Here is an 11,838-nt window from a genome sequence, read left to right as displayed (position 1 = left end):
GCGCTCGCCACCCACCCCTACGTCGCCGAATGCGGCGTCGTCGGGGCCCCGGACGAGAAGCGCGGCATGCTCGTCAAGGCGTACGTGGTCCTGCGGGGCGGGGTCCCGGAGGGCGAGGGGACGGTACGCGAGCTCCAGGCCCATGTCCGCCAGGCCATCGCACCGTACAAGTACCCGCGCGCGGTGGAATTCGTGCCGGACCTCCCGCGCACGGCGTCGGGAAAGCTCCGCCGCGCCGAACTCCGCCACTGGGCCGCCGGCCCCCCGAAGTAGCAACGCTCCGCCCTGCCGCGTCCCCACTTCTCCACGCTGCGCCGGCCAGCGCGTCACGAGCGTTCGTACGCCGTGCCCCCGATGATGAGCAGGCCCTGGTGCGAAGGAGCCTCGCCGTAGGGGAAGCGGCGGACGTCGTCCACGACCAGAGGGTCGGCGAGACGAGGCGCGCACCGGCTTCGCCCCACGTGACCGGTTCACGGTCGCCCGGCGGGGCGTGCCGGTGTGTACGGCGACGGCACCCAGTCCCTGGTGAGTGAGCACGGTATGACCGCCGCCCGCGGTCACCCAAGCGCTTTTCGCGGGACGCGGCCGGGACCGTGGTGCACGGAGCTGTTTGCCGGTCCCGGCGCCCCGGCCGGTCGCCGGGTCGGCCCGGCTCGGCACCAAGGTGTCGCCGGCCGGCCAGGCTCCGTGGCCTTCGGCCGGGCGGTCCGGGCTGCCCTGTCGCCCGCACGGCCAGGACGAGCGCACCGCCCCTGATCAGGACGGGGCGGATCCGTCCTCTGCGCGCGTGCGAACGGCCGTCCGCCTCCACGTCGTTCGGCCTCGCCCATGCTCGCTGCCCCCTCGGCGTGATGCCGCAGGTCGGCAGACAGGGCGTCACGCGGTTCCCCGGCGAAGTGATCGTAGGCGCGGGCCCAAGGGGGCGTGGCACGGTCAAGGCGGGACGGCTGCGTGGAGCGGCCAAACCCCGGCGGTGGGTCTCGGGCGCGTGCGGGCGTCGGTGGGGCCGGTCCTCCGGAATCGCGGTCGGCCGGCGCGCACGAGTGCAGGTCAGGCCTCCCGCCCCGATCCCGGGAGGATGATCGTGACCCCGGGCGTCGGGGCCGTGCCCAGTGCGGCGAGGGCCGCCGGGGCGTCGCGCAGCGGGATCGTCGACGTGACCAGCAGGTCCGGACGCAGCGCCCCCGCCCGCACCAGCTCCATCATCGGCGGATACGCGTGCGCCGCCATCCCGTGGCTCCCCAGGATCTCCAGCTCCCACCCGATCACCCGCTCCATCGGCAGCACCGCCCCGCCGCCGCCCGCCGCCGGCAGCAGACCCACCTGGACGTGCCGCCCGCGCCGCCGCAGCCCGCCCACCGAGGCCGCCGCCGTCCCCGCGGAGCCAAGGGCGTCCAGTGATAGGTGCGCGCCCCCGCCCGTCAACTCCCGCACGGCTCCCGCCGTGTCACCCACCGCCGTCGCGTCCACACCATGGGCCGCCCCGAAGCTCCGCGCCAGCTCCAGCGCCGCCGGCGCCGTGTCGACCGCGATCACCCGCGCGCCGGCCGCGGCCGCGATCATCACCGCGGACAGCCCCACCCCGCCGCAGCCGTGCACGGCGACCCACTGGCCCGCCGCGACCCTGCCCTGCGCGACCACCGCCCGGAAAGCCGTCGCGAACCGGCAGCCCAGCCCGGCCGCCGTCGCGTACGACAGCTCCCCGGGCACCGCCACCAGATTGACGTCGGCATGGTCGAGGGCCACGTACTCGGCGAAGGACCCCCAGTGCGTGAACCCGGGCTGCGTCTGCCGCGGACACACCTGGTGGTCACCCGCCGCGCACTCGGCGCAGCTGCCGCACGCACAGACGAACGGCGCCGTGACCCGGTCGCCGACCCGCCAGTTGGCGACACCGGCCCCCACCGCCTCGATCACGCCCGCGAGTTCGTGCCCGGGGACGTGCGGCAGCACGATGTCGGGGTCGTGCCCCATCCATCCGTGCCAGTCGCTGCGGCACAGCCCCGTGGCCTCGACGCGCACCACCACCCCGCCCGCCGGCGGGCGCGGATCCGCCACCTCCCGGACCTCGGCCGGCTGCCCGTACTCCTCGAAGACCACCGCGCGCACGGCTCCGCCCTCCGCTCTCGACTGCCCGGCACGCTACCGCCTCAGGGTGCCGCGCCTGCCTCGGCCCGGGCGAGCGCGAGGACGCCGGCGCAGATCAGCGCGATGCCCAGCAGCTGGGGGAGCATCCACCACCCCGTCCGCAGGTGCTCCTCGTAGAGCACGACGCCCAGCGCGACGCTGACGGTCGCGTCGCCCAGCGTCAGCGCGGGCTGGGAGGCGACCAGCGGCCCGCCCTGCATGGCGTGTTCGAGCAGGAGCAGGGCGCAGATCCCGGTGGCGGCGAAGGCGTACGTCTGCCACGCGCTCAGGAACGGGCCGAGGCCCCCCTCGTCGAGCAGTTTGACCGAGTCCTTCATCAGGGCGGCGGTCAGCGCGTAGCAGACGGCGGTGGCGGCGCCCAGGCAGCCGGCCCGGGCCCGCCCCGGCGGGCGGCGCAGCCCGGCCGCCGCCAGGGCCAGGGCGACGACCGCGCACGAGGCCAGGGCAGGGGCCCACCGGTCGGGCGGTACGTGCGTCCGGTTCCCGGCGGGCGCGGCCGCGGCCAGCGCGAGGCCCAGCCCGGCCACCACCCCCGCGACGGCCAGCCACAGCGCGCCGGGCAGCCGCCGCCGCGCCGCCGCCGAGGCGATCAGCAGCGCGAGCGGCAGCTCCAGTACGAACAGGGGCTGTACGAGGACCAGCGGGCCGGTGGCGAGGGCGACGGCCTGCCCCACCCCGGCCGCGATCACGGCCAGGATCCCGGCGATCCACACGGGCCGCCGCAGCAGGTCCAGGACCAGCCCGAAGCGGAAGCCGGAGCTCTGGGGCACGGTGAGCGCGGCGCGCCGCTGCAGCACGGTGGCCAGCGCGTTGCTGAACGCCGCGAACAGCGCGCAGAAGACCGGCAGGACGAAGCCCATCCGCCGATCGTCACCGGGCGGGCCGCCCGGCCGGCCCGCCGACACGCCCCGCCGGGCGTAATCCCCCTGTCCGGCCTCAGCCCCCGCCGGACCCGCCAGACCCGCCGGACCGGCCGAGGGCCAGGGCAGCCAGGGCCTGCGGAGCGCCCGCCTGGCCCCGGATCCCGGGGAAGGCGTTGACGTCGACGATCAGCGGGCTGCCGTCGCCCGTGGCGATGACGTCCACGCCGTACACGTCGAGCGAGAACACCGAGCCGGCCCGGCGCACCAGATCGGCCCACCCGGCGGGCAGTTCGCCGAGGGCGAGCGGCCGGGTGGGACCGCGCCCCTCGGGCGAGAGCTCGGAGCGGCGCAGTGCGGCGAAGACCTGGTCCCCGATCGCCCACAACTTGTGGTCCCAGCCGCTGTTGGCCGCGAACTCCTGGACCACGACCGGCTCCCGCGACCAGTCCACCGCCAGCTTCGCGAGCCCGGCCGGGTCGTCGACGCGGGCCACCAGGTCGCCGCGGTAGCTGTACCGGCTCTTGACGACCACCGGCCCGGCGGGCGGGGCGTGGCAGGCCCATGCCGCGAGGGAGTCGAACGTACGGGTCGGGGCGAAGGGGAGACCGGCCCGCAGCGCGAGCTCCGCCATCTCCGTACGGTCCTGACACAGCTCGGTCGCCGCCGCCGAGTTGACGACGGGAACGCCCCGCCGCTCCAGATCCCGCGCCAGCGCCAGGGCCTGCGGGGTCCTCGACTTCAGCAGGTACACGTCGGCCGGCGAGGACGGGGCGTCCCCCGCTGCGAGCGGATCGAGGACCTCCACGGCATGTACGGGCGCCAGCAGGGCCGCCGTGGCCGCGAGCAGCGGATGGCCGGGTTCCGGGGTGATCAGGCCGATCCTCACGCGCCGTCCCCCGCCCGCGCGGACGCCTGCACCGGGATGGACACGGGCAGCGTGTACGGGCGCTCCGACGGCGGGGGCGGTGCACCGCCCGTGCGCGCCAGCCCGAGCACCGCCCGGGCCACCCGTGCCGCGGCGTCCGGCACCTGACGGAAGCTCGGGAAGTCGTTCACGTCGACGACCACGGGGCCGTCCGGGCCCAGCAGCACGTCCAGCCCGTACAGGTCGAGCCCGTACACGTCCCCCACCTGCGCGGCGATCGCCGCGACCTCGGCCGTCAGCGGAACGCGGCGCTCCCGCACCGAGGGGTCCGGGTGCAGCGGGGAGCAGCGCTCGGTCGCGAACAGCTCGCCGCCGACCGCGTACACCTTGATGTCGGTGCCCGAGTTGGGCACGTACGGCTGGGCGATGAGCAGGCCCTCGCCCGCGAGCGCGGGGAGCAGCGCCGCAAGCCGGTCGGGCGAGGACACCAGGTGCACGGCCCGCCCGGAGCTGCCGTCGGCCGGCTTCACGACGAGCGGGTACTCGGCCGCCGGTATCTCCCCGAGCAGTTCGGGGCGGGCGGCCGCGTAGGTCGGGGGCAGCGGGAGCCCGCGCGCACGGCCGATGGCGGCGGCCAGCGCCTTGTCCCGTACGCCCCGGATCGACCGGGCGTCGTTGACCGTGGTCAACCCGGCGGCGGCAGCGGCTTCGAGGAGGGTCAGCCCAGGGCCGCCGGACACCGTCTTGAGCACCCAGGCGTCGTGCGTGCCGGCGCTGACCACCTCGGTCATGCGCAGCAGAGAGCCGCCCGGCCGCACCACGTCGACCTGGTGCCCCCACGCGGTGAGCTGCCGGATCACCTCGTTCGGCATGCCATCGTGGCGGTAGTGCTCCTCCACCAGGAAGCAGAGCCTCATGGACCTTCCCCATATTCCCCGGACGTCCGCCGATCCCGCCCGGCGAGTTGTGACGTCACAGGATGTCATGAACCGCAATGTGATGATCGTCCCGCGTGTACGGGTCCACGCGCGGCAGCCCACCCCCGCGGGTGCGGAAGCCCCGAAAAGGCACGGACAGCCCGGCGCCGACGCTACCGTCACTCCCGTGAGGATCACCGTGCAGGTCAAGCTCTTGCCGTCGCCTGAAGTGGCCGCGGCTCTTGAAGCCACCCTGCACGCGGCGAACGAGGCGGCGAACTGGCTTTCCTCGCAGGCCCAGAACCGTGAGCACGACCGTGACCGTACCCGCAGGGCACTGCAGTCTTTCGCCTACGCGGAACTCAAATCCCGGGGCATGTCCGCCCAGCCTGCCCTTCATGTCATCCGGAAGGTTGCCGACGCGTACGCGACGCGGAGGGCGAACCTGAAGGCGGGGAACCACGGAGCGAAAGGATCTGGGCGGTATCAGCGGATCGCCGGTGCGCAGGTGCGGTTTCGGCGCGATGCCGCGCACCCGTACGACGATCGGTGTCTGTCGTGGCAGTACGACACGCAGACCGTGTCGCTCTGGACCACCAGCGGACGTATCCGCAGTGTCCGGTTCGTGTGTTCACGGGACGCGCTCCGGCTGCTCAGTGAGCACCGCAAGGGCGAGTCGGACCTGATCCGCCGTGACGGTGTGTGGTTCCTCATCGCCACGTGCGAGGTACCAGCCGCCGCCGTCAACAGCCGGCCATCCGGGTGGATCGGCGTGGACCTCGGCATCGTCAACATCGTCACCACCTCGGATGAGGGCGAAGCGTTCGCAGGGGAGAGCCTGAACAAGTACCGTCGCCGCCAGATCCGCATCCGAGCCGAGTTGCAGGTGCGTGGTACCAAGTCCGCCAAGCGGAAGCTCAGGCAGCGGGGCCGTCGCGAAGCGAGACATGCTGCCAACGTCAACCACATCATCTCGAAACGCATCGTGGCCGAGGCTGAACGCACCGGTCGCGGGATCGGTCTTGAGGATCTGACCGGTATCCGCGAACGGGTACGGCTCCGCAAGCCCCAACGGGTCGCGCTGCACTCCTGGGCGTTCGCCCAGCTCGCTGCTTTCGTCGAGTACAAGGCAAAGCGAGCCGGGGTTCCGTTGGTTCGGGTCGATCCCGCCTACACGAGCCGGATGTGTTCGTGGTGCGGGCATACGGAGAAGGCCAACCGAGCTACACGGGAACGCTTTGCCTGCCGGTCATGCGGCGTCGTTGCGCACGCGGATCACAATGCGGCCCGCAATATCCGGGCTCGCGCCGAATACGTCTGGGCGGTCGTCAACCAGTCCCATGCGGCGGACATCTCTGGTGCTCCAGCTGCAAGCCCGGCCCTTCCAGGCCGGGCAGTTGACAGGCAGAACACGTTCGTCCACGGCTGATCCGCCACTCCGGGAAACGCCGCCGGTGTGCGCAATTGGGTGGCAAGCAGGAGCCCGGGAGCTGGACATGCTCCCGGGCTCCGTCACGTCTCACGTCTCACGCCCTCACAGGGGCACGGACACGAACGCCTTGCCGGCCTCGTTCTCGACCGTGATCGCCTTGACGTCCGCCGGGTCCACGGCCGCCGAGCCGTTCAGGGCGGCGCCCTTGCCCTCGCCGTTCTCCTGGCTGCCCACGACCCAGCCGCCCGCGGTGGTGCGCGTACCGTCCTTGGCGACCACGACCAGCCGGCACCGCTCGCCCGCCGGCACCCCGGTGACGGCCGCCTGCACCTTGACCCACTTCGCGGCGGGCGTCATCCGTACGGTCAGCCGCGCGCCGGTGCCCGGATCGGTCACCGAGCCCTGCCTGGCCCCGGCCGGCACGGTCGACGGGGCCGTCGAGACCGTCGGGGACGGCAACGGCAGCGCGACCTGCCCGGGGTCACCGGCGCCCAGCCGCGCGCCCGCCCAGAACACGGCGGCCAGCGAGGCCGCCACGGCCAGTCCCGCGAGCGCCGCCCGGCGGCGCCGCGCACCGGCCAGCTCGCCGCGCACCTCCCGCAGGGTGCGCTGGAGCAGCAGGTCCCCGCCCTGCGGCGGTCCGTCCAGGAACGCCTCCTCGGGCACCTCGCCCAGTGCCGCCTCCATCTCGCGCAACGTGGCCACCTCCTCCCGGCACTGCACGCATCCGCTCACGTGTTCCTCGACCCGGCGGACCTCCTCCTCGTCCAGGACGCCGAGCACGTACGGGCCGAGCTGTTCCTCCTCGTGCCGCTGCCGGTTCATGCCACCACCTCACGCAGTGCGGCGGGCTGCTGGGGCGGCCTGCCCGTTCGATTGCCGTTTCTGGAGCCCCTGTCCCCGGCGCTGTTGTCCCGGAAGACCTCGCGCAGGGCCTTGAGCGCGTAGTGGGAACGGGATTTGACCGTTCCGGCCGGGATGCCGAGGCGGTCGGCGGTCTCGGCGACGCTGAGCTGCCGGTAGTACAACTCCGTCAGCACGTCACGGTGTTCCGGCGACAGCTGGTCGAGGGCCCCCAGCACCGTCATGCTGTCCACGACGGAGTCGGCGTGGTCCGCTTCCACCGGGGGAGCGGCCGACTCCCCGGAGACCTCGGGCGGCCGGGCGGCCTTGGCCCGGTAGCGGTCGGTGATGATGTTGCGGGCCACCGTCAGCAGCCAGCCGCGTACCGAACCCTTTCCGTTGACGAGGACCTCGGAGTGCCGCCAGGCCCGGATGAGCGTCTCCTGGACGACGTCCTCGGCGGCGGCCCGGTCCCCGGTCAGCCGGGTGGCGTACGAGAGCAGGGCGTGGCCGTGCTCCTCGTACACCGACTTGATCAGTGCCTCATCGGTCGAGCCCCGCCGAGTGCGGGGCCACAGTGGTCCGGCCATCTCACCCTCTCCGTCTTCCTCGCCTGTGTGGTGCGGTCGGAACACGCCCCCCGGAGGGTTTCGGTTCATGTGGCCTACGTCACTCGGGGGTGCCGTTCACATCCGGCACTCGCGGCCTTCGTTGAGGCAGTCGACCACCTCCGCCATCCGGCCGTCGGTCATCGCGTTCACGAACATCCCGTGGTCCGTCCGCGGACTGTGCCGCTGCTCGGGGAAGGAGTCCAGCGCGACGGCCACGCCCGCGGGGACCTCGTACGCGAGCGAGATGCGCAACTCGGGCACGGCGAAGGTGCCGTCCGGGCAGACTCCGCCCGCGCCGGGGAAGCGCAGGTGCGAGCGGTGGCCCGCGCCGGCGGTGTCCAGGCCGTTCCAGCAGCTCGGGAAGACCAGGGTGCGGGTGATGCGCTCCCCCTTGGGGCAGCGCGGGTAGCTGGTGGTGGAGCGGTCGGGGGAGCCGGAACAGCCCCAGCGGGCCCGGACGTCCGCGTCGCTGCCCGCCGTGAACGCGACGGCGTCGCCGGTCATCCCGCGCAGGAACCGCGGCATCGCCACCACCTTGCCGACCGGACTGCCGCGGAACTCCACCCGCACCGAGGCCTCCGGCAGGATCTCGCCCTCGTTGCCGTGGCCCGCCGCGCTCTCGTGCGGGTGGGTTCCCGGCCGGTCGAGGCGGCGCAGCACGGGCCAGTAGTACGTGGACCGGTCGCCGCCCGTACAGCTGGTGGCGGCCGCGTCCAGGGAGGCGTCGGTCGACATCGCGTTCGTGGACAGGTTCCCCACGTACGCGTGGGTGTGGTGGGCGCCGGCCCGCAGGCCGGGCGAGACGACCAGATTGTCCTCGTTGTAGTGGCCCTGTTCGTTGCGTCCGCAGTCCACCGCCACCGAGCCGGCCGAGGCGTCGGGGCCGGCGGGGGCCGCGGCCGGGGCCCGCGGCACCGTGCGGATGTCCACGTAGTCGGCGGCGGCCGGGCCGGCGGCCGCCGCCCCCGATCGCGGCCCGGCCGCCCGCGAGGCGCCCAGCACGGCGGCGGCCAGCCCGCTGCCCAGGACCAGGCAGATGACGAGAGTGAGCAGTCGGCGTCGGTTCCCCATGGCGGTCACGGTTGCCGGTGGCGACAGCGCCGTCAACGGGGCATCCGCATGCCGGTCCGCATGCCGGGCGCCGCCCCGTCCACATGCCGGGCCGCAGGTCGCGAACCGGCCCCGCCGGCGGGCGGATTGTCCGTGCGCCCGCTTGTCCGACGGGGCGGCGGCCCGCACAGTACGGCCTATGACATCCGCCAAGACCCCGGCCGAGCTCCTCCAGGCCTTCGCCCGCACCCGCGCCTCGCTCGACGGCGCCGAGGTGACGTTCTGGTGGACCGGCGACGTCCACTCCTGGGCGCCGGGGGAGCCCTACGAGCGGCTCTTCGGCTTCGAGGGGCTCAACGTCGCCCGGCTGACGGCGGACGAGGAGACGGGCGGCTACCGGCTGCTGTCCCGGGAGGCCGCGTTCTACCTCGACCCCCGGACCCGCGAGATCGCGGAGACCTGGCAGGGCAGGCCGGTGGTCCACGTCTGGAACGACCCGGCGAACCAGTCGTGGCGGCCCTTCCCGGTCCCCGTGACGGAGCTGGGCGACCAGGTCTGCTTCAGCCTGGAGATCCCGCTGGCCTACCCCTCGCCCCTGCCGGTCGCGGACTACCCGGCCCAGTCGGCCGACGACACCTACCGGGCCCTGGAGCTCTTCCAGTTCTTCGCACCGGCGGACGTCCTCACCACCGACGCCCCGAGCGTCCCCTCCACGATGTCCTGGACGCGGATGTCGCCGTGGCTGCCCTGGATGGAACAGGGGCAGCGCCCCGGCGGCCTCACCTTCCACTGCCGGGGCCGCAAACTCCGCTCCTACGCCGAGGTCCCGGAACGGACCCGCGCGTACATTTCGGACCGGCACCCCGAGTTCGCCCACGCCCCGGAGAAGTGGAGCGAGCCGAACGAGACGAGCTGGACGTACCACCGCAAGCTCTTCCCACCCCGCCGGTAGGGCGGCCGGACACCCCCCTTAGGATCCCCCAGGGCAGCGGCAGGGGGCGGACAAGGGTTTTCCCCGTATCCGGTTCATCTCCGCGTTGCCTACTGTCTGCCCACCGGCGATCTTCCCCAGGCCAGCGGCCAACGCGCCAACCCCACATGGCGTGATGCCGCTCTGCCCGGGGAACCGCCGGAGACGCCGTTGCCCTGCCCCGCCGTCGAGGCCGGGACAACGTGGCGCGCGGTGGCGCCGGGGGGAGTTCGACCAGCTCGCCCCGGTTCCGCAGCCGCCGGAAACCTCCCACACTGCACCGACCGGCCGCTCCGGTCCGCCCGGACACGGCCCGCGAAAGGGAACACCGTGCACGCATCCAGACGTAGGCTCATATCCGTGGTGGCGATGTCCGTCACCCTGCTCGCGGGCTCCGCCACCGCCTCCGTGGCCCTGGCCGCCGAGATCCCCGGTGCCGCTCCTGCCGCCTCGGTCGCCACCCCCGCCGCCCCGGTCGAGAACCTCATCGTCGGATACAAGGCCTCCGCTTCCGAGGCCAGCTCCAACACCGCGGCCGCCGACGACGCCGCCGCCAAGGGCAAGAAGGCCGGCAAGAAGGCGAAGTTCGACCGCCGCCTCGGCACCGGTGCCGCCCTCGTCAGCCTGGGCGGGACCACCGCCCCCACCGAGGCCGCGAACGTCATGGCCCAGTTCAAGGCCGACCCGGACGTCGCCTACGTCGAGGCCGACACCCGCGCCTACGCCATGGCCGTCACCCCGAACGACACCGAGTACGCCAAGCAGTGGGACCTCTTCGAGCCCACCGCCGGCATGAACGTTCCCGCGGCCTGGGACAAGAGCACCGGCTCCGGCGTCACCGTCGCCGTGATCGACACCGGCTACGTGGCCCACTCGGACGTCGCGCCGAACATCGTCGCCGGCTACGACTTCATCTCCGACTCCGCCGCCGCCCGTGACGGCAACGGCCGCGACAACAACCCGGCCGACCAGGGCGACTGGAGCGCGGCGGGCGAGTGCGGCACCGGCTCCACCGCCAGCAACTCCTCCTGGCACGGCACCCACGTCGCGGGCACCATCGCGGCCGCCACCAACAACGGCCAGGGCGTCGCGGGCATCGCGTACAACGCGAAGATCCAGCCCGTCCGCGTCCTGGGCAAGTGCGGCGGCATGACCTCGGACATCGTCGACGCCATCACCTGGGCGTCCGGCGGCTCCGTCGCGGGCGTCCCGGCCAACGCCACCCCCGCCAAGGTCATCAACATGAGCCTCGGCGGCTCCGGTGCCTGCGGCACCAGCTACCAGAACGCCATCAACGCGGCCGTCGCCCGCGGCACCACCGTCGTCGTGGCCGCCGGCAACAGCAACGCCAACGCCAGCGGCTTCTCGCCCGCCAGCTGCGCCAACGTGGTCAACGTGGCCTCCACGAACCGCACCGGCGACCGCTCCTTCTACTCCAACTACGGCTCGATCATCGACGTCGCCGCCCCGGGCGGTGAGACCCGCCGCGCCACCGACACGCCCGGCACCGTCACCACCCCCGAGAACGGCATCCTCTCCACCCTCAACGCCGGCACCACCACCCCCGGCGCGGAGATCTACAAGCCCTACCAGGGCACCAGCATGGCCGCCCCGCACGTCGCCGGCCTCGCCGCGCTCGTCGCCGCCGCCAAGCCCTCGCTGACCCCGGCCCAGATCGAGTCGGCGATCAAGGCCAACGCCCGCCCGCTCGCCGGCACCTGCACCGGCGGCTGCGGCACCGGCCTCGCCGACGCGGCCGCGACCCTCACCGCCGTGACCTCGACCCCGACCACCCCGGTCTTCGAGAACACCGCGGACGTCGCCATCGGCGACAACACCACCGTGGAGAGCCCGATCACCGTCAGCGGTGTGACCGGCAACGCCCCCGCCACCCTCAAGGTCGGCGTGAACATCGTGCACACCTACATCGGTGACCTCAAGGTGGACCTCGTGGCCCCCGACGGCTCCGTCTACACCCTGCACAACCGCGCCGGCGGCAGCACCGCCAACATCAACACCACCTACACCGTGAACGCCTCCTCCGAGGTCGCCAACGGCACCTGGAAGCTCCGGGTCAACGACAACGCCGGCGGCGACACCGGCTACGTCAACTCCTGGAACCTCACCTTCTGAACCGTC

Annotated in this window: 10 protein-coding genes and 1 pseudogene; 4 read left to right on the top strand and 7 right to left on the bottom strand. The window is 73.4% G+C overall.

Translation table 11 applies throughout. The annotated features are described in order from the left end of the window. A pseudogene (locus ACFTXQ_RS09075) lies at positions 1 to 273 on the top strand (2-aminobenzoate-CoA ligase); the annotation flags it as partial. Positions 274 to 1,050: 777 nt separating this feature from the next. Here ACFTXQ_RS09075 and ACFTXQ_RS09070 read toward each other — a convergent pair. The 4 genes from ACFTXQ_RS09070 to ACFTXQ_RS09055 form a co-directional block, all read right to left on the bottom strand. After that, a complete protein-coding gene (locus ACFTXQ_RS09070; RefSeq protein WP_382637379.1) occupies positions 1,051 to 2,109 on the bottom strand; it encodes a zinc-dependent alcohol dehydrogenase family protein in 1,059 nt (352 codons plus the stop codon). Positions 2,110 to 2,150: 41 nt separating this feature from the next. Beyond that, positions 2,151 to 3,008: a DMT family transporter gene (locus tag ACFTXQ_RS09065; protein WP_382637376.1), complete on the bottom strand. Its 858-nt coding sequence runs from the start codon at positions 3,006 to 3,008 to the stop codon at positions 2,151 to 2,153. A 76-nt stretch (positions 3,009 to 3,084) separates the two neighbouring features. Beyond that, positions 3,085 to 3,897 carry a RimK family alpha-L-glutamate ligase gene (locus tag ACFTXQ_RS09060; protein WP_382637374.1) on the bottom strand — a complete coding sequence of 271 codons (813 nt, stop codon included), beginning with the start codon at positions 3,895 to 3,897 and terminating at the stop codon, positions 3,085 to 3,087. Further along, positions 3,894 to 4,793 carry a RimK family alpha-L-glutamate ligase gene (locus tag ACFTXQ_RS09055; protein ID WP_382637371.1) on the bottom strand — a complete coding sequence of 300 codons (900 nt, stop codon included), beginning with the start codon at positions 4,791 to 4,793 and terminating at the stop codon, positions 3,894 to 3,896. The genes ACFTXQ_RS09060 and ACFTXQ_RS09055 overlap by 4 nt, the downstream gene beginning before the upstream one ends. A gap of 187 nt (positions 4,794 to 4,980) precedes the next feature. Between ACFTXQ_RS09055 and ACFTXQ_RS09050 the strand changes: the two genes are divergently transcribed. Next, a complete protein-coding gene (locus tag ACFTXQ_RS09050) occupies positions 4,981 to 6,222 on the top strand; it encodes an RNA-guided endonuclease InsQ/TnpB family protein (RefSeq protein ID WP_382637368.1) in 1,242 nt (413 codons plus the stop codon). 105 nt (positions 6,223 to 6,327) lie between these two features. Here the strand turns inward: ACFTXQ_RS09050 and ACFTXQ_RS09045 are convergent, their stop codons facing one another. From ACFTXQ_RS09045 to ACFTXQ_RS09035, 3 genes are all read right to left on the bottom strand, one after another. Then, positions 6,328 to 7,050 (bottom strand): zf-HC2 domain-containing protein, encoded by a 723-nt coding sequence (locus ACFTXQ_RS09045; RefSeq protein WP_382637366.1) that lies wholly within the window; start codon positions 7,048 to 7,050, stop codon positions 6,328 to 6,330. Then, positions 7,047 to 7,658, bottom strand: a complete 612-nt coding sequence (locus tag ACFTXQ_RS09040) for a sigma-70 family RNA polymerase sigma factor (protein ID WP_382637363.1) — start codon at positions 7,656 to 7,658, stop codon at positions 7,047 to 7,049. The genes ACFTXQ_RS09045 and ACFTXQ_RS09040 overlap by 4 nt, the downstream gene beginning before the upstream one ends. Positions 7,659 to 7,754: 96 nt before the next feature. After that, on the bottom strand, positions 7,755 to 8,750 hold the full coding sequence (locus ACFTXQ_RS09035; protein WP_382637360.1) for a DUF1996 domain-containing protein: 996 nt from the start codon (positions 8,748 to 8,750) through the stop codon (positions 7,755 to 7,757). 178 nt (positions 8,751 to 8,928) lie between these two features. On the opposite strand from ACFTXQ_RS09035, the gene ACFTXQ_RS09030 reads away from it, so the two are divergent. Then, positions 8,929 to 9,681: a DUF1838 family protein gene (locus ACFTXQ_RS09030; protein ID WP_382637357.1), complete on the top strand. Its 753-nt coding sequence runs from the start codon at positions 8,929 to 8,931 to the stop codon at positions 9,679 to 9,681. A 387-nt stretch (positions 9,682 to 10,068) separates the two neighbouring features. Further along, positions 10,069 to 11,832, top strand: a complete 1,764-nt coding sequence (locus ACFTXQ_RS09025; RefSeq protein ID WP_382637412.1) for a S8 family serine peptidase — start codon at positions 10,069 to 10,071, stop codon at positions 11,830 to 11,832. Positions 11,833 to 11,838: the final 6 nt, after the last annotated feature.

This window comes from Streptomyces sp. NPDC057010 (genome assembly GCF_042673805.1).
Classification (GTDB): Bacteria; Actinomycetota; Actinomycetes; order Streptomycetales; family Streptomycetaceae; genus Streptomyces.
The sequence above is the reverse complement of the archived record's forward strand: the minus strand, read 5'-3'. Positions and strand labels throughout refer to the sequence as shown.